14 protein-coding genes are annotated in these 23,670 nt (G+C 65.0%); 7 read left to right on the top strand and 7 right to left on the bottom strand.

Annotated features, from left to right (window positions below):
• Positions 1-18: 18 nt before the first annotated feature.
• The 3 genes from DES43_RS18675 to DES43_RS18665 all read right to left on the bottom strand — a co-directional run bounded on the left by DES43_RS18675 (position 19) and on the right by DES43_RS18665 (position 8,923).
• Positions 19-1,047 (bottom strand): sulfate ABC transporter substrate-binding protein, encoded by a 1,029-nt coding sequence (locus DES43_RS18675; RefSeq protein WP_035032756.1) that lies wholly within the window; start codon positions 1,045-1,047, stop codon positions 19-21.
• A 147-nt stretch (positions 1,048-1,194) separates the two neighbouring features.
• Positions 1,195-3,273, bottom strand: a complete 2,079-nt coding sequence (gene pbpC, locus DES43_RS18670) for a penicillin-binding protein 1C (RefSeq protein ID WP_035032752.1) — start codon at positions 3,271-3,273, stop codon at positions 1,195-1,197.
• 184 nt (positions 3,274-3,457) lie between these two features.
• A complete protein-coding gene (locus tag DES43_RS18665; RefSeq protein ID WP_035032748.1) occupies positions 3,458-8,923 on the bottom strand; it encodes an alpha-2-macroglobulin family protein in 5,466 nt (1,821 codons plus the stop codon).
• 274 nt (positions 8,924-9,197) lie between these two features.
• Here DES43_RS18665 and DES43_RS18660 point away from each other — a divergent pair, with 274 nt between their 5' ends.
• Together DES43_RS18660 and DES43_RS18655 are read left to right on the top strand one after the other, a co-directional pair.
• On the top strand, positions 9,198-11,114 hold the full coding sequence (locus tag DES43_RS18660; protein WP_035032733.1) for an autotransporter assembly complex protein TamA: 1,917 nt from the start codon (positions 9,198-9,200) through the stop codon (positions 11,112-11,114).
• 25 nt (positions 11,115-11,139) lie between these two features.
• Positions 11,140-15,318: a translocation/assembly module TamB domain-containing protein gene (locus DES43_RS18655; RefSeq protein WP_035032731.1), complete on the top strand. Its 4,179-nt coding sequence runs from the start codon at positions 11,140-11,142 to the stop codon at positions 15,316-15,318.
• Positions 15,319-15,375: 57 nt separating this feature from the next.
• Here DES43_RS18655 and DES43_RS18650 read toward each other — a convergent pair whose 3' ends face one another.
• On the bottom strand, positions 15,376-15,972 hold the full coding sequence (locus tag DES43_RS18650; RefSeq protein ID WP_035032727.1) for a transglycosylase SLT domain-containing protein: 597 nt from the start codon (positions 15,970-15,972) through the stop codon (positions 15,376-15,378).
• A gap of 270 nt (positions 15,973-16,242) precedes the next feature.
• Positions 16,243-17,016, bottom strand: coding sequence for a VOC family protein (locus DES43_RS18645; RefSeq protein ID WP_035032724.1), 774 nt, complete (start codon positions 17,014-17,016; stop codon positions 16,243-16,245).
• A 262-nt stretch (positions 17,017-17,278) separates the two neighbouring features.
• Between DES43_RS18645 and DES43_RS18640 the strand changes: the two genes are divergently transcribed.
• From DES43_RS18640 to DES43_RS18625, 4 genes are all read left to right on the top strand, one after another.
• Positions 17,279-18,643: an NAD(P)-dependent oxidoreductase gene (locus tag DES43_RS18640; protein WP_035032721.1), complete on the top strand. Its 1,365-nt coding sequence runs from the start codon at positions 17,279-17,281 to the stop codon at positions 18,641-18,643.
• A 2-nt stretch (positions 18,644-18,645) separates the two neighbouring features.
• Positions 18,646-19,959, top strand: coding sequence for an NAD-dependent dihydropyrimidine dehydrogenase subunit PreA (preA, locus tag DES43_RS18635; RefSeq protein WP_035032718.1), 1,314 nt, complete (start codon positions 18,646-18,648; stop codon positions 19,957-19,959).
• A 196-nt stretch (positions 19,960-20,155) separates the two neighbouring features.
• Positions 20,156-20,659, top strand: coding sequence for an RrF2 family transcriptional regulator (locus DES43_RS18630; RefSeq protein WP_035032711.1), 504 nt, complete (start codon positions 20,156-20,158; stop codon positions 20,657-20,659).
• A gap of 37 nt (positions 20,660-20,696) precedes the next feature.
• On the top strand, positions 20,697-21,155 hold the full coding sequence (locus tag DES43_RS18625) for a carboxymuconolactone decarboxylase family protein (RefSeq protein WP_035032707.1): 459 nt from the start codon (positions 20,697-20,699) through the stop codon (positions 21,153-21,155).
• A 66-nt stretch (positions 21,156-21,221) separates the two neighbouring features.
• On the opposite strand, the gene DES43_RS18620 is transcribed toward DES43_RS18625, so the two are convergent.
• The gene (locus DES43_RS18620; RefSeq protein ID WP_035032704.1) at positions 21,222-21,845 is read right to left on the bottom strand and encodes a TetR family transcriptional regulator C-terminal domain-containing protein; all 624 of its coding nucleotides are present in this window, start codon (positions 21,843-21,845) and stop codon (positions 21,222-21,224) included.
• A gap of 224 nt (positions 21,846-22,069) precedes the next feature.
• Here DES43_RS18620 and aptA point away from each other — a divergent pair, with 224 nt between their 5' ends.
• Positions 22,070-23,398 (top strand): omega-aminotransferase AptA, encoded by a 1,329-nt coding sequence (aptA, locus tag DES43_RS18615; protein ID WP_035032702.1) that lies wholly within the window; start codon positions 22,070-22,072, stop codon positions 23,396-23,398.
• A gap of 56 nt (positions 23,399-23,454) precedes the next feature.
• Here aptA and DES43_RS22770 read toward each other — a convergent pair.
• Positions 23,455-23,670 (bottom strand): hypothetical protein (locus tag DES43_RS22770; RefSeq protein ID WP_208110856.1); only part of this gene is annotated, 216 nt, incomplete at its 5' end.

The following is a 23,670-nucleotide window of genomic DNA, read 5'->3' as shown; positions in this document are numbered from 1 at the left end:
GAGACCATGCAGACGCCGCTATTGTGCCGGCTTGTATATCTGGTCGAATATCCCGCCATCGGCGAAATGGTAAGGTTGCGCTTTCTTCCATCCGCCGAAAATCGGGTCGTCGATGCTCAAAAGCTTCACATCCGGAAAAATTTTTCTCTCGTCCTGCGAAACGAGGTCCGGTTTCGACGGGCGATAGAAGTTTCTGGCGGCGATGCGCTGGCCTTCCTCCGAATAGAGATACCGCAGATAGGCCTCGGCGACCTTGCGCGTGCCCCTGGTGTCGACATTGCCATCGACGATGGCGACCGGCGGCTCGGCGAGAATGGACTGCGAGGGAATGATGGTCTCGAAAGCGTCCTCGCCATATTCCTTCTTCGCCAGGAAAGCCTCGTTCTCCCATGACAGGAAAACGTCGCCTATCCTGCGTTCGGTGAAGGTCAGCAGCGAGCCGCGCGCGCCGGTGTCGAGAATCGGCACGCGGCGGAACAGTTCGGCGATGTATTCCTTGATCTTCTCCTCGTCGCCGCCGAATTCATGGTGCGCCCAGCCCCATGCCGCCAGATAATTCCAGCGTGCGCCGCCGGAGGTCTTGGGGTTCGGGGTTATGACCTGCACGTCACCCTTGACGAGATCGCCCCAGTCCCTGATGCCCTTCGGATTTCCCTTTCGCACCAGAAGCACGATGGTCGAGGTGTACGGGGCAGAGTTGTTCTCGAAGTGCTGACGCCAGTCGGGCTTGATCTTCTTGGAGGTTTCGGCGATGGCGTCGATATCGCTTTCGAGCGCCAGCGTCACCACATCGGCGTCGATGCCGTCGATGACCGAGCGGGCCTGCTTGCCCGAGCCGCCATGCGACTGCTGCACGGTCACCGTCTCGCCGGTTTCCGCCTTCCAGTGTCTGGAAAAGGCGTCGTTGAATTCCTTGTAAAGCTCGCGGGTCGGGTCGTAGGACACGTTGAGGATCGTCGTATCCGCCAGCGCGAAGCCCAAGGTGCCGAATTGCACGGAGCCCGCGATGAGTATGCCGAGCAGGGTATTTTTACGGAATTGGCTCATGTCAGCCTCCTGTTCACACCGCTTTACTCTACTGAATTGGTAGAAATTGGATGCGCAGGTCGTTACCTTTTTCGGGCCTCTTCAGAAAACTCCTGCCCGATCGAAGGCGCAATCGGAAAATTCTTCTCTTTTCGAGGTGAGGGCGTCCTATTCGACGAACACGTTGACGCTGGCGGCGCGCCCCGCGGCATCGATGACGGTGAGGGTGGAGGTGCCGGCGCCGTCCGGCAGCCATGTCGCGGTGCGGCGTCGGTCCTGACCTTCAAGGGGCCTGCCGTTGGCGAGCCAGCGGAAAGGCGCCCGCCCGCCCTGAAGCTTCAGCACCAGAGGGGTCGCGGCGCTGGTGGAGGTGCCGAGATCGATGCGCGCGCCATCCGGCGGGAAGACGATGCGCGGCGCAGGCTCCACCGGGCCAGGTGCTGCGCCCACCGTGTCCGTTCCGAAGCGGGCCAGCGTGACGGGCAGATCCTGACGCCGCATATGGCGCGCGCCGGGCGGAGCGGAGGCAAACGGCACCGCGGCAAGGCCGGAACGGGCGAAGCCCTCGAAGACGATAGGCGCGGCGGAGACATAGCCGGAGAGGCCGGGAATGGCGGCGGCATCGGCGCGCCCGACCCAGACGCCGAGCACGTAACGGCCATCGTAACCGACCGTCCAGGCGTCGCGGTAGCCGTAGGACGTACCGGTCTTGTAGGCGATGCCACGGCGCGGCGCGCCCTGCGGCGGGCGAATGCCGGAAAGAATGTCCGTGATCTGCCAGTTGGCCTGCGGATCGAGCAGCGTCGCCCCTGAAGGCGTGGCGGCGGCGGGTTCGGTGCCGTCGCGCAGGCGGTGGACCTTGCCGCCATTGGCGAGCCCGGCATAGAGCTGGACGAGATCGCACAGCGTGATGCCCGCGCCGCCGAGGCCGATGGCAAGGCCGGGCGGCTCGTTCGGCGGCAGAACCAGCGACACGCCGGCATTGCGCAGGCGCGCGGCGAGCCGCGCCGGGCCAACCGCGTCGAGAACCCGAACCGTCGGCACGTTGAGCGACAGTTGCAGGGCGTTGCGGATGGTGACGTCGCCCTGATAGTCCATGTCGAAATTCTTCGGCCGATAGCCCGAGAAATCGGCGGGCGTGTCGGAAATCATCGTCTCCTGCGCCACCAGTCCCTGCTCGAAGGCGAGGCCGTAGATGAAGGGCTTCAGCGTCGAACCGGGCGAGCGCAGCACGCGCGTCATGTCGATCCAGCCGGAGCGGGCGGTGTCGGTGAAGGAGGCCGAGCCGACCTCGCCGAGTATCTCGCCGGTGCGCGAATCGGCCATGACCATGGCGACGGAGAGCTTCGGCCCCAGCCGCGCCGCCGCCTCGCGCGCGACAGCTTCCAGCCCCTGTTGCACGCGCCGGCTGATGGTGAGGCGAGGGGCCTCCGCGCCGGTGCGCAGTGCGCGCAAGGCGGCATGCGCGGCGAAGGCAGGCATGGCGCGGCGGCGGGACGGCACGTCTTCAAGCGCGGCGCGGGCCGCCTCGCGTGGCTCAAGCAGCCCGGCGCCGACCATGCGTTCGAGCACCCGGTCGCGCGCGGCGCGCGCGGCCTGGCTGTTGCGGTCCGGCCTGCGCTTTTCCGGCAGTTGCGGCAGGGCGACCAGCAGCGCGCTCTCGGAGACGGTGAGCCGCGAAGGCTCCTTGCCGAACCATGCGAGCGAGGCCGCACGGATGCCTTCCAGATTGCCGCCATAGGGGGCAAGGGTGAGATAGCGCAGCAGGATTTCACGCTTGCTCAGGCGGCGCTCGATCTGGGCCGCGCGAGCGATCTGGCGCAGCTTGGCGGCAACGCTGCGGCTGGTGCGCGGCTCGATCAGCCGGGCAAGCTGCATGGAGAGGGTGGAGCCGCCGGAAACGATGCGGCCATTGGTTCCGAATTGCAGCGCGGCGCGGCCGAGCGCCAGCAGGTCGACGCCGCTGTGCTCCCAGAAACGCTTGTCCTCGTAGGCAATGAGCATGTCGAGAAAGGCAGGGTCGATGCGCTCGAGCGTGGTGCCGAAGCGCCAGTAGCCATCCGGCGTGGCGAAGGCGCGCAGCAATTGCCCGTCGCGGTCCAGCACTTCGGCCGAAACGACCGGCTGTTGCGGCAAGGGTGGCGGGAAGGCGCGGTCGAGGGCGAACAGGCAAGCGGTTCCGACCACGGCCAGCGCTGCGATGGCGATGGTCGACCTGCGCAGGGCCTTGCCGGAAATACCTCTCATCCGACTTCTCTTCGCAAGCCAGCTTTCTTCCGCAAGGGGCGAAGGCAGGAACGCAAGTCCCAATGGCACCCGGTTGGCCCGAACTCAGGCGCAGTCCCTTCCATTCTCTCCCTGTGGGAGAAGGTGGATCGGCGCGCAGCGCCAGGAAGGATGAAGGGTGCCATGGTCTCGCGACCCTTGCGTCTTACGGGGCCTTCACCTCCATCATGCCGGTGGCGGTGCGGGCCGAATATTGGGGCCGGTACATGTCCTCGACGCTGGCTGCCGGATGGGCATAGACGCCGGGAGTGACAGCGCGCACGACATAGGCGAGCGTCACTTCCCTGCTGCTGTTGCCGCCGGGGTCGAAGGCGGCCACGAAGCGGTCGTCGCGAAATTCGAGATGCGCGGCGCTGGTGTCCGGCAGCCAGCCGAAATTGCTGAGCTGGGCGCTGGAAACGAGGCCGGGATTGTCGATCTCGAAGCCGGCGGGCAGCAGGTCGGTGACCAGCATGCGCGTTGGCCAGCTGTTGTGCTGGCGAACGCGCAGCACCACCACATAGCGCTCGTTCTGCTGCGCCTCCGTCACATTCGCCTCTTCTCCGTCGAGCGTGTAATAGGTGCGCCCTATGTCGAAGCCGTCGCCGCCCGCCGGCAGCGGCTGCGCCGGAGCGGCGACCGTGGTGACGACCGCGTCGATGGCATCCTTGCCGGCATTGGCGATGCTGAGCGGAGTGCTCACCAGATCGGCGCCGTCGATCTCGCGGGAGAAGGGGCCGTCATGGGCGGCGCCGTCCACGGTGAGCGAGATGGCGTCGTTGCCTTCCTTCAGGCCACGTGCGGCAAGCAGCATCCAGGCATTGTCCTGCGTGCTGGTCCATCTGGAGGCGGCGCGCTCGCGGTTCACCTGGGCGACCAGTTCCGGCACGACGGAGGGAGCCGGTCTGCTTTCGGCGGCCAGCGCCAGCATCGCTGCCGCATCGCGCAGCGGCGAGGCATAGTCGGAACGGTACTGGTCGAAGCCGGTGCTGTTGCGGGAAAGTTGCAGGGCGGCGGAGAAGGTGGCCTCCGCGCGCTGCGCATCGCCGTAGAGGGCCAGTGCCGCGCCAAGCTGCGCAACCGCCATCGGGCTGGAGAAGGCTTCGAGTTTGGTGTCGGCATAGTAGCGCAGATCGCCCACCGAAGCCTTCTTGTTACGGGCCAGAACATAGAGCGCATAGGCCATTTCGCTGCCGCGATCCTGAACGTCCTGATCGTAGCCGATGCTGTTTTGCAGGTTGGACAGCGCCTGCGTCACCGACCGCTCCGGCACGTCATAGCCCTGTTCGCGGGCACGGGTGAGGAAGTCCGTGGCGTAGGCGTCCAGCCACAGATCGCCCGATCCCGGACCCCACAGGCCGAAACCGCCTGTCGAGGACTGGTGGGCCAGCACGCGGTAGATCGCTTCCTGCACGCGCTCGCGCAGCTTGTCGTCCACGGGGATGCCGAAGCCCTGGGAGAGGTCGTTGACATAGAGAAGCGGCAGCGCGCGGCTGGTGGTCTGCTCGGTGCAGCCATAGGGGTAACGGTCGAGCGCCAGAAGCAGGGACGGCACGTCGAGGGCCGCCGTGCGCGAGACGCCGACGCTGACGGATGCGCCGGGCAGCAGGCTTGCCGCCAGCAATTCCTGATCGACGCGCAGGGAGGCGCCGGGCTTCAGGTTCACAACCATGCGATTGGTGACCGGAAGCTGCGCCGGGCGCACCGGCAGGTAGAGCACCTGTTCGGCGGCGGTGCCGTCCGCATGGACGAGGCGAACCGTCAGAGAAGCCTCGCCCGGCTCCACCGCCATCAAGGGCACCTCGAAGCCACGCCGCTCGCCCGCGCCAAGCGCAATGGCTTGCGGCACACCATCGTCGGCGGCGGCAATGCCGCCGGTGGTGTCGATGGTGACGGCGTAGTTGCCGGCGGGGCCGTCCGTATTGGCCACATCGAGGCGCAGCGTGGAAGCGTCGCCCGGTGCGAGGAAGCGCGGCAGGCCGGCGGTGATGACCACCGGATCGCGCACGATCACATCCTTCACCGCATGGCCAACGGCCGTTTTGGTCCAGGTCACGGCCATGACGCGCACCGTGCCGTTGAACTGCGGCAGGTCGAACGCCACAGCCGCCTTGCCGTCCGCATCCACCTCGACGATGCCGGAGAAGAAGGTGACCAGCTTTTCCTTCGGCGGGTTGCCCTGCGACTGCATGGCGGCACCGTCGCCGCCCGTACGCAGCCGCCCGGCAGCGCCCAGCGAACCGTCGATCAGGCGGCCATAGAGGTCGCGCAGTTCAAGGCCCATCATGCGCTGGCCGAAGAACCACTGTTCCGGGTCCGGCGCCTTATAGTTGGTGAGGTTGAGGATGCCGACATCCACCGCCGCGACCGTGACATAGGCCTTCTCGCCGGCCGGCATGCCCGACACCTCAAGCGGAATGGCGAGCGGCTGGCGCGGTTCGGTCTTTTCCGGTGGGGCGAGCGAGACGGCAAGCTTGCGTCCGGCCGGATCGACCTTCAGCCATTTCAAGCCGATGGCGCGGGCGGGCATGCGCTTTTCCTGCGCATCGCCGGGCCGGTAGAGGGTGGCGGTGACATAAGCGCCCGCGCCCCAGTCCTCGCCAACCGGTATGTCGACCGTGCCGCCTTCGGCGGGGATCGTGGCCGAAACCGTCTTCAGCAGCCTGTCCGCACCGATGGCGACCAGAAGCTCGCCGGCGAATTGCGGCGAAACTTTCAGCTTGGCAACCTCGCCGGGCGCGTACACGTCCTTGTCGAGGGCGATTTCCAGCCCGTCCGGCGTTTCCGTGGAAGAAGCTTCCACATACCAGCCGGCATAGAATTCGTGGCTCGAGGCCGCGCCGCCGGCTTCCGCGCTTTCAACCTCAAGCCGGTAGCGGCCCCAGTCCACCGGCAGCGACAAGGTGGCTTCGCCGGAAGCGGCAATGTCCACCGTGCCACTGGCAATCTCGCGGGTCAGCGTGATCGGCTCGTAGTTCCACGAACTGCCATTGCGATACCACTGGTAGTTCCGCTCGACCTTCACCAGCGACCAGTTCACGCCGGCAAGCGCCTTGCGCGCGCCTTGGGCATCGGCTGCGATGAGGCTGAATTTTGCCGTGCCACCCTGCTGGACCTCTTCGAAATCGGGCCGAATGCCGATCATGTCGGTATTCGGGAGAAGATCGAGATCGATGGAGCGCTCCACGGTGCGCCCGCCGGTTTCACGCATGCGCACCGTCACCTTCGACCTCACCAGCTTCGTGGTGGCGGGCAGGTTGTCGATGGCGACAGGGAAGCTCGCCTTGCCATCCTGCCCCAGAACCGGAAGGTCTTTCAGCGGCGTGACGGAAGCGCCGGCGCTGTCTTCATCGACAAGGCCGAAATAGAAGCCCCTGAAGCGGTTCCAGTCCCGCGTCAGCGACAGCGTGGTCTCGCCTTCCAGCGCCAGACCGGCTGCGGGCGCGCCGTAGAGGAACCGGCCATCGACGGTGACCGTTGCGGTCTCACCGGGTGCTACCTCGATCCGGTCGGCGCTCAGGTCGAACTCGATGCGGTCGGGCACGAAATCCTCGACGAGGAAATTCTGCGTGGCGATGGCGGGGCGCTTCGGGTCGGTGTGGATGGCCACGGACCAGGTGCCGCGCATCGAATTGGGTTCCAGCGGCAGTTCGATGGCATGGCCGCCTGCGGACGCGCCTTCGGAGACGATGCGCCTGTCCTCGACACCGTCGGGGCGCGAGAAGACGAAGGTGAGGGGCAGGTTCTCCACCGCGTCGGCGCTGCCGTCCCGCGCAAGGGCGGAGACGTGGACGGTTTCGCCGGCGCGGTAGATGCCGCGCTCGGTCCAGGCATAGATGTCGAGCGCGCCGGGTGCTGCGCGGCCCTCCACGCCACGGTCGGAGAGGTCGAAGCCGGCGCGCGCCATGTCGAGGAACACGAAATCGGCGTCGCCCTGTTTCGCCGTCAGCACGGCGGGCACCATGCCGCCTTCGCCGCGCGTGAGGCCGGGATTGAAGATGACGCGGCCTTCGTCATTGGTGACGGCGGTGCCCAGCACCTCGTTGTTGCGGGCAAGCAGGGTGAGTTCCACGCCGGAAACGGGCTTTGCGCTGGCCAGCGAGCGCGCGAAAACGGTCAGCCCGTCCTCGCCCGTATAGGTGGAAAGGCCGATGTCGGAGACCACGAACCACTGGGTGGCGCGCGAATCCCAGGTTTCGCTGCGGTCGTTCTCGGGCTGTGCGGTCAGGACATAGACGCCGGGCTTGCGCTGCGGCAGCGCCTCGTCAACCGGGAAGGAAGTGGTCACCTCCTTGTTGATCCGGTCTTCGATCGCCAGTTTCCCCTCCCATACGGGCTCGCCCATCTGGTCGGCAATGCCCGAGATTTCGTAGCCGTCGAGCTGGCGCAGGAACTGGTATCCGGACAGCAGCTGTGCCAGCGAACGGTCGCCGATGCGGTAGAGCTTCATGTCCGCCACCGGCATGTTGACGGTGACCACGGGAATGCCGCGCCGCGCGCCGGCCGGCAGCACGAAGGCATCGCCGGTGAAGCGCACGGACGAGGCGCGGTCCTGCACATAGATGGACAGCGTGGTCGGTGCGCTCAGAACCTCGCCGATGGCCGCAGGAAGCCCGGCGCGGAAGGTGACCTCATAGGACTGGCCGTGGCTGAGGCCCTCCACGCAGATCTGCTTCTCCTTCGCCTCGATGCCGGCGGGGGCGGCGCCGTTGACGCGCACGAACTGGCTGTAATCGACATCGGTGCGCACCAGTTCCTCGGAAAACTGCGCGCAGATGCGGGGCGTGGCGGTATCGGCATCGACCGAGTGATTGAGGATGCGGAAGCCCTTGCGGGCCTTGAGGTCTTCGTAGGATGCGCGCACGGCTGCGGAATTGACCAGATCGAGGCTGGCTTCATAGGCTTGCAGGGCCGGGCGGTTGAGGTCGCGCCCGTCCAGCGCCGCGCCAAGCAGGGCAAGGGCATCGGCGCGGGTGGCGGCGGTGCGGGCCAGATCATAGGCATTGAGCGCCGCCGATGTGGCGCTGGTGCGCAGTGTCGAGGTTTCGCTGCTGCCTGCGGGAGAGACGTTCAGGATCGAGCGGGCCAGTTCCAGCCACAGCCTGCCATCCTGCGGCATGGCGGAGACGGCGCGCGTGTAGTTCTGCATTGCGCTGCGCGGGTCGCCGTTCTGCGCTGCGGCAGCAGCTTCATCGATCAGATTGCCCAGACCTTCGTCCGGCTTCGCATGGTTGGAACCGGTGAGATAGGCGCGATATTGCGTGGCCTGATCCTTCACCCATGCCGGCACATAGCCGAGCGCCGGCGGCGCGCCGATGTCGGCATCGGTGTCAAGAACCACCGCCTTGCCGGCAGTGGCGCCTGAAAACGGCTTCAGCTCGTTGAAATCCGATTTGAGGAAGCACCACTTCGCCTTGTTGTTATAGGTGAAGGCGCGGCATGCCGGATCGCCAAGGCAGGCGGACGAGCACTGGTCGAGCGTGACGTTCTGCTCGGAACGCAGGTCGAAGCCGAAATAATCGGCATTGTCCGTGGTGACGATGCGGCGGGCTTCCTGCGCCTGCGCCAGGCCGGCGGCCGTCAGGAAAAAGATGGCGATTGCGCCAAGTGTACCGATCGCGCGCATGGTCATGATGCCTCTCCGGAGTTCCGGAGCAGCTTTCGGCCATCCGTGCGGCTTGTCAATCGCACCGGAGCTCCATGCGCGACGTAACGGTTTCAATTCACCGGATTCGCCGCTATTGAGCCAGAAAGGCATGATCACGCTTTTTTGCCGGTGTATGCAGGGATTTGAGTTTCAACCTGCCGCACTTCTGGCACAAGCGGACGTTGCGTCACTCATGAAAGGCCCGGAATTTCAGTCGAATTTTAACTTTGTTCGTTAAGTTAACGGAATGCGGCACGATATGAAGCATGGAGCAGACTGGCCGGCAGCAGGGTTTTCCCTGCCGCGCGCGCTGTTGCTTGCGCTTTTTGCCACCTCCGCCATGACCCTTGCGCCACAGCCGGCGGCCGCTTTCGAGCTGTTCGGAATCAGGCTGTGGGGCTCGGCCGCGAACGGTGATTCCGACATCGTCGACCCGATGAACTACACGGTCACCATCAATGTGCCGGAAGACCATGCCGATCTGAAGAAGAAGCTGGAGGCTGCCTCGACGCTGAAGACGGACGAGGACCGGCCGGTTTCCGGCTCGCTCGGCCTGATGTCCAAGGCTCGCGGCGACCGCGAGCAGCTTGTCGCGGCTCTTTATGCAGACGCGCGCTATGAGGGCGTGGTCAACGTATCGATCGACGGGCGCTCCATCGACGACCTCCCTCCCGACGCCGAGTTCAGGGGGCCGCAACCGGTTCCGGTGGTGATCGACGTGGCGCCCGGTCCCAAGTTCACACTCGGCGACATAAGGCTTGAAGGCGATGCGGCGGGGCTGACCGGCGCGGATTTCGGCCTCATCTCCGGCGGCGATGCGGGATCGGGGGCGATCCTCAAGGCCGAGGCGCTGATCGTTCGCGCCCTCAAGGAGGAAGGGCGCCCCCTTGCCGAGATCACCGATCGCGAGATCGTGGCCGACCACAACACGACGACCCTGGACGTCACGCTTTCGGTGAAGGCCGGGCCGGTGGCCGGCTACGGCGAGACGACCGTCGAAGGCACCGAGCGCATGGACCCGGAGTTCACCCGCTACATGGCCGGGCTGAAACGCGGCGAGCGCTACTCGCCCAAGGACTTGGACGATGCGCGCGAACGGCTGCTGGGGATGGAGGTCTTCAACAGCGTGACGCTGCGCGAGGCCAGCGAGCTCGACGGCGAAGGCAATATTCCGGTCGACATCAACGTAACCGAGCGCAAGACGCGCTATCTCGGCATCGGCGGCACGGTTTCGAACACGGAAGGGCTCGGCATCGAGGGGTACTGGGGCCATCGCAACCTGTTCGGCCGGGCGGAGAAGCTGCGCATCGACGGTTCGATCAGCGGCATCGGGTCGAACGACATCTCGAAGCTGAACTACAATGCAGGCATCATGTTCGAGAAGCCGGGCGTGGTCGGGCCGGCATCGAAATTCTTCGCCAGCCTCAAGACCGTCTACGAGCATCCGGATGCCTATGACCGCTTCTCGGTCAAGGGCAGCGCGGGCCTTTCCTACCAGCTCGACAAGACGCGCACCGTTTCGGCGGAGCTGTCGCTGGATTATTCCGAGATCACGGACGCCTATGGGCGAAACGACTATCTGATCGCCTCGGTGCCCCTGCAATATGTGCATGACAAGCGCAACGACCGTCTCAATCCGACCAGCGGCTATCGCCTGCTGGCCTTCGTGGAACCCAGCTATGACGCGCTGAACTCCAAGGCATTCGTCAAGGTGAGGGGCGAGGGCTCGGCCTACTACGCGCCGATGGACAGCAACCGATTCGTGCTGGCCGGCCGGGTGGCGGGTGGATCGATCCTTGGCGCGGGGCTTTCGCATGTGCCGGCCGACCGCCGCTTCTATGCCGGTGGCGGCGGCTCCGTGCGCGGTTACTCCTATCAGGGCATTGGCCCGAAGGACCCGAACGACAAGCCGACGGGCGGCCTTTCCTGGTTCGAGACCTCGGCGGAACTGCGCATTGCCGTCACCGACACGATCGGCATCGTGCCTTTTGTCGATGCCGGCACGGTCTCAGACAAACAATTCCCGGAATTTTCCGATCTCAAGGTGGGCGCGGGCGTGGGCCTGCGCTATCTGACACCTTTCGGACCGCTCAGGGTGGATGCCGCCGTGCCGCTCAATCGCGAAAAGGGCGATCCGCGCTTCGGCATCTATGCGGGCATCGGGCAGTCATTCTGACGCGGCAGGACGGCAGGCGAAGAACATGAAGATTGCAAAGCGGATCTTGCGCGTTCTGTTCTATGCGGTGCTTGCCGCCGTGGCGGGACTTGCGGGCGCCGCCGTGGTGCTGACCACGACCGAGCGTGGCCGCGAGAACCTTGCCGGCCTTATATCGGACGTGGCCTCATCGGAGGACATGAAGGTCTCCGTTCGCGGTATCGACGGCATCTGGTCCGGCAATCTCAGGGTTGACCATGTGGTTCTGGAGGACCGCGAGGGGCCGTGGCTCGTGCTGCGCGAGGTGGCCGTGGATTGGTCGCCGCTGGCGCTGCTGTCGCGCACCTTCCTTGCCGAGAGGGTTGCCGTGGGGCGCATCGAGGCGGCCCGCGCGCCTGTCTCCAGCCCGGACGAGAAACCGCGCACGGGCACCGCATTCTCGTTGCCGGTCTCGGTGGACATCCGCGCCATCGACCTGCCGCAGATCGCGCTTGGAGAAGCGCTTGCCGGGGCAGGCATCGCCGAACTGGCCGCCGAAGGCCATGTGCGTGCCGAGCGCTCGCCGCTGGCCGTGGAGGCGGACGTTTCCATGGCCCGGCGCGACGGCCATGAGGGGTCCGTCTCGGCGCTGGTGCATTTCCTGCCGGGCGACAACCGGCTCGACCTGAACGTTCAGGCGTCCGAGCCGGCGGGCGGTATCATTGCCAACCTGCTGCAATTGCCGGATGCACCTCCGGTCAGCATCGCAGTGTCCGGCAACGGGCCGCTGGCCGACTGGACGGGACGCGGCACCTTCCATGCGGGCGGCGAGTTGATCACCGAGATTTCCGGCCAGCACGCCTTCATCGATGGCGGCAGCCGCGTCGAACTGCGCGGCAATGGCGATTTCGCACGCTTCGTTCCCGCGCGCTTCAAGTCCCTTCTTGCCGGCCAGACCCGCTTCGAGATAACCGGCAGCTCCCATGCCGAACGCGGCATCTCAATCGAGACGGCAACCGTCGACACATCGGTCCTGCGCGGCGTGGCGCAGGGCAGCATCAATCCTGCCGGAGCGACGGATTTCTCGCTGGAGTTCACCTCCGCCGGACCGACCGTGCCGCTGGGGCTCGGCAGCGAGGAAAGCCCGATCGACATCGAGTTGCAGTCGGCCTCGCTGCGCGCCTTCGGCGAGGGCAGGGCGCCGATGGTGGACATCGAGACACATCTGGCGAGCGTCGCCACGCGGGACATGCGGGTCGACAACATCGCGCTGGCGCTGCATTCCGACGGTTTCGACATCGAAAGCCGCAGCGGTCCGATTGCCGGCACGGCGAGCGCCGACAGGATCGGGCTCGACAATCCCACCATCGCGCCGCTGATCGCCGGGCGCATCACCGCGCTGGTGGAAGGCAATGTCACCAAGGACGCCATCACCATCGGCAAGGGCGAGATCGCCAGCGATGCGCTGAAGGGCGGCTTCGACGGCAAGGTCTCACTGGCCGATGGTTCGATCGAGCTGAATGTGAAGGCGGATGCCGCATCGGCGGCGTTGCCGGCCGCCGCCCGCCCGGCACTCGGCGAGCGCACGACGCTGTCCGTGGCCGTGCGCCGCGACAGCGATGGCAATGTGGCGGCCGACAGGCTGGAGCTTCTGTCCGGTCCGCTCTCGGCGCAGGGCAAGGCGAGCCTCTCCGACGGCACCATCGCCGCCGAGCTGAACGGCGCACTGGCGGATATTGCGCCTTTCGCGAAGGAAGCCAGCGGCGCTATCGCAGTTGCTCTCAAAGCCAGCGGTGCGCTGGTTGCGCCCGATGTCGCGGCGACGATCAGCAGCGACAGGCTGGTCGTGGCGGAGCGCGAGATCACCGGCCTCAGGCTGGATGCGACGGCGAAGGCCGACGCCGCAAACCCCGCCGCCGACGTGACCCTGTCGGGCAATGTCGCGGGCGAGACCCTGCAAGGCAAGGCGACCCTGAAGAGCGAAGGCGGGCAAAGCCGCATCGACGGGCTGACGCTTTCGCTGGGCGCCAACCGCGTCGGCGGCGATCTGGTGCTCGACGATGCGTTCCTGCCCGAAGGCCGGATCGGGTTCGAGTTGCCGGACCTCGGGCCCCTGGCCGCGCTGGCGCTGGAAAAGATCGAGGGTGCGCTGAACGGCAGCGTGGTCTTCTCAAAGGCGGAAGGCGTGCCACAGGTGGCGGTGAAGGCCGTGACCTCCAGCCTGACGCGCGGCGACCTCAATGCCCGCAATGTCACGGTGGACGCGCAGGTGTCCAACTATGCGCAGGCGCCAGCGATTTCCGGCACCATCAGGGCCGACGGCGTGACCTCCGGCGATACCGCCGTCACCGGCATCAACATCGACCTGAAACAGGAGGGCGACTGGACAGCCTTCTCGGGCGGCGCGACGGTGAAGGATATTCCGGCGAGCGCCGCGGGCAGGGTTCGGGTTGCCGAAGGCACGACGACGCTTGAGCTGAAGTCCGGGCAGGCGACCTTCCAGGGCGTGCGCGCCGCAATCGCCGAGCCCTCCACCATCGTGGTGAAGGACGGGCGCACCGCGCTGGAGCGACTGGTGATCGGCATCGGCAATGGCCGGATCACCGTTTCGGGGGATGTCGCGGATGCGCTCGACATCAGGGCCGATCTCAGTTCCGTGCCGGTTTCCGTGGCCAACAATTTTGCGGCCGGGCTCGATGCGGCAGGCAGCATTTCGGGAACGGTGAACGTGACCGGGCCGACCTCCGCGCCGGTGGTGAAATACGACCTCCAGGCAAGCGGCCTCGAGGCGGCGCAGACCCGCTCCGCGGGCCTTGGCGGCATCGGCATCGACTCGTCCGGCACCTTTGCCAACAACCGGCTCGACTTCACCTCGACGATTTCAGAAGGCTCGGGCATGCGCTTGCAGGGCGGCGGCGCGGTGACCACGCAGGGCACGCCGAACCTCTCGCTCGACTTCAGCGGCAATGTGCCTTTCGCCATCGCCAACCGCATGCTGGCGGAGAACAGCATGTCGATGGAGGGGACGGCGGCGGTCGCCGTGAAAGTGAGCGGGCCGGCCACTGCACCCGTCATCAGCGGTAACATCCGTTCCAATGGCGCGCGCTTCGTGGCCGCGCAGGCCGGCATCGCCGTCAACGACATCGCGCTTGACGTTGCCATGGGCAACGGCGTGGCGACCATCAACCGGCTGACCGGCCGGCTTTCTTCCGGGGGAACGCTGACGGTCGGCGGCACGGTCGGCATCGATGTCAATTCCGGATTCCCGGCCGATATCAGCATCAGGCTGGCCGACGGGCGCTATACGGACGGCCATATCGTCACCGCCAATCTCAGCGGCGATCTGGCGATCAAGGGCCAGCTGACCGCATCGCCCATGCTTTCGGGCACGATCAACCTGGCGCGTACGGTGATCACCGTGCCGACCAAGCTGCCGACCTCGCTTTCGGAATTGAACGTTCAGCACAGGAATGCCCCTGCCGCCGTTCGCCGGCAGGATCAGGCGCTGAACCCGCCCAGCAGCGGCGACGGTGGCCCGAAGAGCGGCATGAACCTCGACCTCACCGTCAATGCGCCCAACTCGATCTTCGTGCAGGGCAGGGGGGTCGATGCCGAACTCGGCGGGAGTATCAAGCTTACAGGTGCTGCCACCTCGCCCGAGGCGGTGGGAAGCTTCCAGCTCCGGCGCGGGCGCCTTGAGATTCTCGGCAAGCGGCTGAATTTCACCGAAGGCACGCTGACCTTCTCCGGCTCGACCATTCCATATCTGAACTTCGTGGCCGAATCGACGGCCTCGGACGCGACGGTGACGATCACCGTGATCGGCGAGGCCACCAATCCGAAATTCGTCTTCGCCTCGGTGCCGGCGCTGCCGGAGGACGAGGTGCTGGCCCGCCTGATCTTCGGCCGCTCCATGTCGAACCTGTCGCCCTTGCAGATCGCCCAGCTTGCGGAGGCGGCGGCGCAGCTTGCCGGCGTCGGCGGTTCGACTTCTCTCCTGCAGAACCTGCGCAACGCCATCGGCGTTGACGATCTCGACGTCATCACCGACGATAAGGGCGGCACCTCGGTGCAGGCCGGCAAATACCTCAACGACCGCACCTATGTGACGATCCAGAAAGGCGAAAAGCCGGGCTCCGGCAAGGCGCGCATCGACCTCAATGTCGGGCGCGGCGTCAAGCTGCGCGGCGAGGCGACCGATGCCGGCGAGGCCAGGGGCGGTGTCTTCTACGAAAAGGAATATTAGGCGCGTCAGCGCGACCTTGGCCATTCCCGGCCGCGATGACGAGTCGGGAAAAAAGCCTTACAAGCGCCCGCAGCTCTGCATCTGCTGGGCGTAGCGGCGGGCCATGGCGTCGGTTTCGTGGGCATAGTTGCGGATGCCGGCATTGTTCTTGTGGGCGCCGCGCCTGTAGCCGTTCCAGCCCGAATAATAGGCCAGATAGAGATTGTAGGCGTCGTTGCGGGCAATGCCCAGCGTGCTGGCGCTTCTGGCATGATACCAGCCCACGAAATCGACGGCATCGGCAAAGGACGTTCGCCGCGCGGCGAAATTGCCGGTCTCGTTTCGGTATTGCGTCCAGGTGCCGTTGAGCGCCTGCGAGTAGCCGGTGGCGGTGGAATGCCGTTTCCACGGAATGAAACCGAGCAATTTGGTGCGCGGCGGTTTTGCATTGGCCTTGAAGCCGGATTCCTTGCGCACCGTGGCCATCAGAACCGGGACCGGGATGCCGTGCTTTGCCTCGGCGCGCTTTGCAGCCGAATGCCAGTTGTCGATCCAGCCGTCGCGCTGGTCGAAGACCGCGCAGACATTGTTGATCTGGCTGGGCGGCGTCGCGCAGGCCGACAGGCCGAGCAGCGCTGCAACAGTTAAAACCCGACTAAAATTGTACGCAGACATGCGCGCAGCTTTAGGCGCAAAAGATAAAGGGAGTCTTGACCGGATTTTAACGATTGCGGCGCTGCTGCGGCAGTTCCCGCCCTGATTCCGGAACCGGCTGCAAGCCGATGAAAACAAAGGCCGCTCCGTGACCGCGCGCGGCGGCGGAGCGGCCTGCGGCTAAAGCGTGTCGCGATCTTTCAGGATAGCTCCTTACGCTTTAAGGCCCTGTTTTACGCATGTCGTTATCCCGAAACCGGTTCCCACTTTCGGGCGACATGCTTTGGTTTGTCAGCGGACCGGGGCAACGAGGCCGAAATGGGCGCCCTGCGGGTCGGTGCAGGTGACAACCCACTGGCCGCCGGGCACCTGGTCCGGCCCGAACGTGACCGTGCCGCCATTGTCGGTGACGCGGCGGGTGGCTGCGTCGATGGCCGGCACGTTCAAATAGAACTGCCAGAAGGCCGCCGGCACCTGCGGCGGGCGGTTCATCATGCCGCCGTTCTGTTCGCCATCGACAGCGAAAAGCTGGTAGGTGCCCATCTCGCCTATGTCCACGGTGTCATCCCTGGTCCAGCCGAACAGGCCGGAATAGAACTCCAGCGCGCTTTCCCAGTCATCGGCATAAAGTTCGCGCCAGCCGATGTGACCGGGCGCGTCCATCGGCACCGGCGGCTGCGCCGGCCCATTGGCGTGCAGCAGCATGAACACAGCGCCCTGCGGATCGGCAACCACGGAAAAGCGCCCGACACCGGGAATGTCCGCCGGCTCGCGATGCACCGACCCGCCCGACGCTTTCACCGAGGCGGTGGCGGCGTCGACGTCATCGGCCCCGATATAGCCTATCCATGCCGGCGGCATGCCGCTTTCGCGAACCTCGTCAGGAAAGGCCATGAGGCCGCCGACGCCGCGGTCTCCTGCCTTGACGACGACATAGGGTGGAACGCCGGGCGCATCGAAGGGCTCCGCCGTCCAGCCGACGACACTGGTGTAGAACGCCTCGGCGGCTTCGAGGTCGCTGGTCATCAATTCGTACCAGAAGAAGGATTTCGCGCGATCAGGCATGAGATTTCTCCCTGTTTGGCGATTGTATCGCACAGTCGTAACCATCGGACGGCTGATGCCGGCCGTTCCCGCCATGGCAAAACGATGCAGTTGTTCGGCGGTTGCAGCAAGATGCGTTAAAAAACATGATAGAATAAATCATGTTTATCGTGAATTTTCAGTGCCTTGCTGAAAATAGACCAATTGATAAAAGTTCCGGATGTGCTAGCCTTTCATCAAATACAGGGACAAGGGGCCTGAATAAGAACAAGGGGAGTGTGGAATGGCGACTGGTCATTTCAAGGAGGGCATTGCCGGCGGCCGGCTGCCGGCGGAAGCCTATACCGAGAATTTCGCCGATCTTCATCCGCCGCTCGATCATCACGAGGCGCTGGTCGAGGCCGACCGCTGCTATTTCTGCTACGATGCGCCCTGCATGCAGGCATGCCCGACCACCATCGACATTCCACTGTTCATCCGCCAGATTTCCACCGGCAATGCCGTAGGTGCCGCAAAGACGATCTTCGACCAGAACATACTGGGCGGCATGTGCGCGCGGGTCTGCCCGACCGAGACGCTGTGCGAGGAAGCCTGCGTGCGGCAGACAGCCGAGGGCAAGCCGGTGCAGATCGGCCGCCTGCAACGCTATGCCACCGATGTGGCGATGGAGGAAGGGCGGCAGTTCTACCACCGGCCGCAGCACAGCGGCAAAAAGGTGGCGGTCGTGGGGGCGGGGCCGGCCGGTCTGGCCTGCGCGCACCGGCTGGCCATGCATGGCCATGACATCACCATTTTCGAGGCGCGGCCCAAGGCTGGCGGGCTCAACGAATACGGCATCGCCGCCTACAAGAGCACGGACGATTTCGCGCAGGCCGAGGTCGATTACGTGACCGCCATTGGCGGCATCGAGATCCGGAACGGCATGGCGCTCGGCCGAGACGTCCAGCTTGCGGACCTCGCCGGCGCTTACGATGCGGTTTTCCTCGGCATGGGGCTTGGCGGCATCAATGCGCTGCGGGCCGAGGGCGAGGATGCGGCGGGCGTCGAGAACGCCGTCGATTTCATCTCGATCCTGCGTCAGACCTCCGACCTCGCGGCGCTGCCGATCGGCCGGCGCGTCATCGTCATCGGGGGTGGCATGACGGCCATCGATGCCGCCATCCAGTCGAAGCTGCTCGGCGCGGAGGAGGTGACGATCTGCTACCGGCGTGGCAAGGCCGACATGAACGCCTCGCTCTACGAACAGGACCTTGCCGCCGCCAACGGCGTGATCATCCGCCATTGGCTCCAGCCGCGCCGCGTGATCTCGCACAATGGCAAGGCGAGCGCTCTGGAGCTGGAATACACGACGATGGACGGCGACAGGCTGGTCGGCACGGGCGAGCTGCTCACCCTGCCGGTGGACCAGATATTCAAGGCCATCGGCCAGACCTTCGCGGCCGACAGTCTCAACGGCTCGGGCCAGGCCATCGAACTGGAGAATGGGCGCATCCGGGTGGACGGCGAAGGACGCACCACCATGGCGAAGGTGTGGGCTGGCGGCGATTGCATCCACGGCGGCGACGACCTGACGGTGACTTCGGTGGCGCAGGGGCGCGACGCGGCCGAGAGTATCCACCACGCACTGACCGCGAACGGGAGGGCATGAGCATGGCAGACCTGCGCAGCAATTTCGTCGGCATAAGGTCGCCCAATCCGTTCTGGCTGGCGTCCGCGCCGCCGACCGACAAGGCCTACAATGTCGAGCGCGCCTTCAAGGCCGGCTGGGGCGGCGTGGTGTGGAAGACGCTGGGATCGGAAGGCCCGCCGGTCGTCAACGTCAACGGCCCGCGTTACGGCGCCATCTGGGGCGCCGACCGGCGCCTGCTCGGCCTCAACAATATCGAGCTGATCACCGACCGCGACCTGCAGACCAACCTGCGCGAGATGAAGCAGGTGAAGATGAACTGGCCGGACCGGGCGCTGGTCGCCTCGATCATGGTGCCGTGCGTGGAGGAGGAATGGAAGGCGATCCTGCCGCTGGTCGAGGAGACAGGTGCGGACGGCATCGAGCTGAATTTCGGTTGCCCGCACGGCATGAGCGAGCGCGGCATGGGCGCGGCCGTGGGGCAGGTGCCGGAATATATCGAGATGGTGGTGCGCTGGTGCAAGCAATATACGCGCATGCCCGTCATCACCAAGCTGACGCCCAACATCACCGATATCCGCAAGCCGGCGCGGGCGGCGAAGGCCGGCGGTACCGACGCCGTATCGCTGATCAACACGATCAACTCCATCACCTCGGTCAATCTCGACACCTTCTCGCCGGAGCCCTCGATCGACGGCAAGGGCAGCCATGGCGGCTATTGCGGCCCGGCGGTGAAGCCTATCGCGCTCAACATGGTGGCCGAAATCGCACGCGACGCGGAAACATACGGCCTGCCGATCTCCGGCATCGGCGGGGTGACGACATGGCGCGACGCTGCCGAGTTCATGGCGCTCGGGGCCGGCAATGTGCAGGTGTGCACGGCAGCCATGACCTACGGCTTCAAGATCGTTCAGGAAATGATCGCGGGGCTTGAGAACTGGATGGATGAGAAAGGTCATCGCTCGCTCTCCGACATTGTCGGCCGCGCGACGCCCAACGTCACCGACTGGCAGTATCTCAATCTGAACTATGTCGCCAAGGCCCATATCGACCAGGAACTGTGCATCAAATGCGGGCGCTGCCACATCGCCTGCGAGGACACCTCGCATCAGGCGATCACCTCCATGGTCGACGGCGTGCGCCATTTCGAGGTGATGGAGGATGAGTGCGTCGGCTGCAACCTGTGCGTCAATGTCTGTCCGGTGGAAGGCTGCATCACCATGCAGCCGCTGCACGCAGGCGAGATCGACGAGCGCACGGGCCAGCCGGTCTCGCCGGTCTACGCCAACTGGACCACGCATCCGAACAACCCGATGGCGCGCACGGCGGCTGAATAAAGGTCCTCCCGGGCCGGGCGGAGCTGCGACCGGGGGGAAGCGGCTCCGCCTGTGCTTGCCGGGCAGCGGATAAAACGGCTGAAATCGCGGCCCCAATTTCAGGAGGCGTCAGCAGAGACGCCCGCATTCCTGCTGTCTGATTGTGGATATTATTTATCCATGATAATCCTTATCCATGAAATCAGGGCGGGACTGAATGAAACTCAGCGAGGGCGTCGAGGCGGCCATTCATTGCGCGGCGACGCTCGCCGGTCTTGAGGATGGTGCGACGATCCCCGGATCGGCGCTGGCTGCGCAGTTCGGCTTGTCGCCGAGCTACCTGCTCAAGCACCTGCAGGCGCTGGCCGGGGCCGGCATTCTGGAATCCGTGCCGGGGCCTGCCGGCGGCTACCGGCTGGCGCGGGCGGCGGATCGCATTTCCCTGCTCGACATCGTGGTGGCGGTGGAGGGGCCGCAGCCGGCGTTCCGATGCGGCGAGATCCGCCGGAACGGCCCGGTGAAGCTGCCGGACGCCGCCTATGTGAAGCCCTGCGGCATCAATGTAGCGATGCTGCGCGCGGAAAAAGCATGGCGGACGGCGCTTGCCGCCGAGAAGCTCTCCACAATCGTGGCGGACTTCGGAAAGGATGCCGATCCGCGTTCGGTCGCCGCCGCCTGCGCCTTCGTGGCGCAGCACCGGCGGCCGCAGAAGCCGGTTTAGAAGCCGGTTTCCGGCACATGACAGAAAGGATGAAGAGATGAAACAGAGAATGGATTTTTTCGCCACCGCACCTGCGATCATGAAACAGGTGATGCAGCTCAACCAGGCCGTCGAGGATTCCGGCCTCGAGCACTCGCTGCTGCATCTGGTCAAGCTCAGGGCCTCGCAGATCAATGGCTGCTCTTTCTGTGTCGATATGCACAGCCGCGAGGCGATGCGTGACGGCGAGAGCCAGCAGCGCGTGTTTCTGGTTTCGGCATGGAAGGAATCGCCGCTCTACTCCGAGCGGGAACGGGCGGCCTTCGCCTATACCGAAACGGTGACGCTGATTGCAGGGCAGGGTGTTCCGCAGCCGCTCTACGAGGCGACCCTGAAGCATTTTTCGGAAGAGGAACTGGTCAAGCTGACGGTTGCCATCGGCATGATCAATGTCTGGAACCGGCTGTGCGTGTCGTTCCACGCGCTGCATCCGGCAGAGGCGGCGATGGCTGCCTGACGCCGGCCCGGCGCATTTTCCGCTTAACGCTAAGAAGCCGCCGAATCCTTTGCAGGGGCGGCTTTCTCAAGCCTTGAGGCAGCCGATGAAGAGCTGTTCGAGGAAGCGGGCGGCGTCTTCGAAGCGCCCTTCGCCATCGCGGTCGGGACCGAGCACCGCCCGTACCTGCACGTCGAAGTCGGCATAGTGCTGGGTGGTCGCCCAGATGGCGAAAATGAGATGGTAAGGATCGGTTCTGGCGATCTTGCCGGCGCGCATCCACTTCCTGATGATGCGCGCCTTCTTGTCCACGAGCTGTTTCAGTTCGCCTTCCAGCAGGGACATGATTCGCGGCGCCCCCTGAAGAATCTCGTTGGCGAACAGACGGCTTTCCCGAGGAAAATCGCGCGCCATTTCAAGCTTGCGGCGGATATAGCCCCTGATTTCCGTAATGGGGTCGTCGCCGTCGTCAAACTCGTGCAGCGGCGCCAGCCAGGTGTGCAGCAGGCGCTCCATCAGCGTGGCGTGGATTTCTTCCTTGCTGCGGAAATAATAGAGCAGGTTGGGTTTCGACATGCCCGCCGCGTCCGCCACCTGATCGATGGTGGAGCCCCGGAAACCGCTGGCGGAAAAGACATCGAGCGCGGCCTCGAGGATAACCTCGCGCTTTTCCTGCTGAATGCGTGTCAGCGGTCGTGCTGCCGTTTCCATCGAATGAGCGTCCTTCCGGTCCGGTTCAATCTGGACCAATTCTCTGGACCAGTTGTTCACGCCCCTGTGGAACGGGAAAACTGCGGGGCTTTTCGGCTAGTAATGGCTTGACCGCTCATACAGCGGTGCTAACCTTTGTCCAACCGGTCAAAAAATGCTTAGCATAAAATGACACAACGGACCAAGCGTTGGCCGCGAGACATCAACCATCAGGAGGCTTGGTCATGTCCAACAGGCTCAAGGTAACGCCCAACGATCTTTCCGCATTCTGGATGCCGTTCACGGCAAACAGGCAGTTCAAACAGGCGCCGCGCATGCTGGTTGCCGCCAAGGATATGCATTACACCGCCTCGGACGGCCGCAAGATACTGGACGGCACCGCCGGCCTGTGGTGCGTGAACGCCGGCCACTGCCGCCCGAAAATCACCGAGGCGATCCAGAAGCAGGCGGCCGAACTCGATTACGCGCCGGCCTTCCAGATGGGCCATCCCATCGTGTTCGAGCTGGCCAACCGTCTCGTCGACGTTGCGCCGAAGGGCATGGAGCACGTGTTCTTCACCAATTCCGGCTCGGAATCGGTCGACACCGCGCTCAAGATGGCCATCGCCTATCACCGCGCCAGGGGGGACGGGGCGCGCTTCCGCCTGATCGGCCGCGAGCGCGGCTATCACGGCGTCAATTTCGGCGGCATCTCGGTCGGCGGCATCGTTTCCAACCGCAAGATGTTCGGCACGCTGCTGACCGGCGTCGACCATCTGCCGCACACCCATCTGCCCGGCAAGAATACCTTCACGAAGGGCGAGCCCGAGCATGGCGCCGATCTGGCCGACGAGCTGGAACGTATCGTCGCGCTGCACGATGCGTCGACCGTCGCGGCCGTGATCGTGGAGCCGGTGGCGGGCTCGACCGGCGTTCTCATTCCGCCAAAGGGCTATCTCAAGCGCCTGCGCGACATCTGCACCAAGCACGGCATTCTTCTGATCTTCGATGAAGTCATCACCGGTTTCGGCCGTCTCGGCACCCCGTTCGCCGCCGATTATTTCGATGTCGTTCCCGACATCATCACCACGGCCAAGGGCGTGTCCAACGGTGTGATCCCGATGGGTGCGGTGTTCGTGACCAAGGACGTGCACGACGCGTTCATGAACGGCCCCGAGCACATGATTGAGTTCTTCCACGGCTACACCTATTCAGGCAATCCGATCGCTTCGGCCGCGGCGCTGGCCACGCTCGACACCTATAAGGAAGAGGGCCTGCTGACCCGCGGCGCGGAACTCGCGCCCTATTGGGAAGAGGCGCTGCATTCGCTGAAGGGCGAGCCGCATGTCATCGACATCCGCAATATCGGCCTCGTCGGCGCGATCGAGCTGGAGCCGATTGCCGGCGCGCCGACCAAGCGTGCGTTCCAGGCGTTCGTCAAGGCGTTCGAGCGCGGCGCGCTGATCCGCACCACGGGCGACATCATTGCCCTGTCGCCGCCGCTGATCATCTCGAAGGGACAGATCGACGAACTGATCGACCATGTCCGCGAGGTGTTGAGAATGGTCGATTAAGCGGCCACAATGATCAAAGGTGAGGGACGGTGCAGGGAGAAGCACCGCCCCTTCCTTCAGGACAGCTCGTTAAGGAACGGAAAAATCCGCCTGAGCTGCCAGGGAAAATAACGACGGGTGTTTCCGGCCGCGATGGCGGTGGGAATGCGCGCAGAATGAGAGGGAATGGAATGGTCGCCTCCGGCGAGAATCTTCGCATTGATCCGGACCGTTTGTGGGGTTCGCTGATGGAGATGGCGCGTGTTGGACCCGGCGTTGCGGGAGGCAACAAC

It is taken from the genome of Aquamicrobium defluvii (assembly GCF_004363725.1).
Lineage (GTDB): Bacteria > Pseudomonadota > Alphaproteobacteria > Rhizobiales > Rhizobiaceae > Mesorhizobium > Mesorhizobium defluvii.
Note: the sequence above shows the minus strand (reverse complement) of the source record. Positions and strands in the feature narration are given on the sequence as shown.

Bases quoted from the DNA above. Each gene is read 5' to 3' on its own strand.
- DES43_RS18660 (WP_035032733.1), top strand. From the start codon at position 9,198: ATGAAGCATGGAGCAGACTGGCCGGCAGCAGGGTTTTCCCTGCCGCGC.
- DES43_RS18650 (WP_035032727.1), bottom strand. From the start codon at position 15,972: ATGTCTGCGTACAATTTTAGTCGGGTTTTAACTGTTGCAGCGCTGCTC.
- DES43_RS18665 (WP_035032748.1), bottom strand. From the start codon at position 8,923: ATGACCATGCGCGCGATCGGTACACTTGGCGCAATCGCCATCTTTTTC.
- preA (WP_035032718.1), top strand. From the start codon at position 18,646: ATGGCAGACCTGCGCAGCAATTTCGTCGGCATAAGGTCGCCCAATCCG.
- pbpC (WP_035032752.1), bottom strand. From the start codon at position 3,273: ATGAGAGGTATTTCCGGCAAGGCCCTGCGCAGGTCGACCATCGCCATC.
- DES43_RS18655 (WP_035032731.1), top strand. From the start codon at position 11,140: ATGAAGATTGCAAAGCGGATCTTGCGCGTTCTGTTCTATGCGGTGCTT.
- DES43_RS18625 (WP_035032707.1), top strand. From the start codon at position 20,697: ATGAAACAGAGAATGGATTTTTTCGCCACCGCACCTGCGATCATGAAA.
- DES43_RS18675 (WP_035032756.1), bottom strand. From the start codon at position 1,047: ATGAGCCAATTCCGTAAAAATACCCTGCTCGGCATACTCATCGCGGGC.
- DES43_RS18640 (WP_035032721.1), top strand. From the start codon at position 17,279: ATGGCGACTGGTCATTTCAAGGAGGGCATTGCCGGCGGCCGGCTGCCG.
- DES43_RS18620 (WP_035032704.1), bottom strand. From the start codon at position 21,845: ATGGAAACGGCAGCACGACCGCTGACACGCATTCAGCAGGAAAAGCGC.
- DES43_RS18630 (WP_035032711.1), top strand. From the start codon at position 20,156: ATGAAACTCAGCGAGGGCGTCGAGGCGGCCATTCATTGCGCGGCGACG.
- DES43_RS18645 (WP_035032724.1), bottom strand. From the start codon at position 17,016: ATGCCTGATCGCGCGAAATCCTTCTTCTGGTACGAATTGATGACCAGC.
- aptA (WP_035032702.1), top strand. From the start codon at position 22,070: ATGTCCAACAGGCTCAAGGTAACGCCCAACGATCTTTCCGCATTCTGG.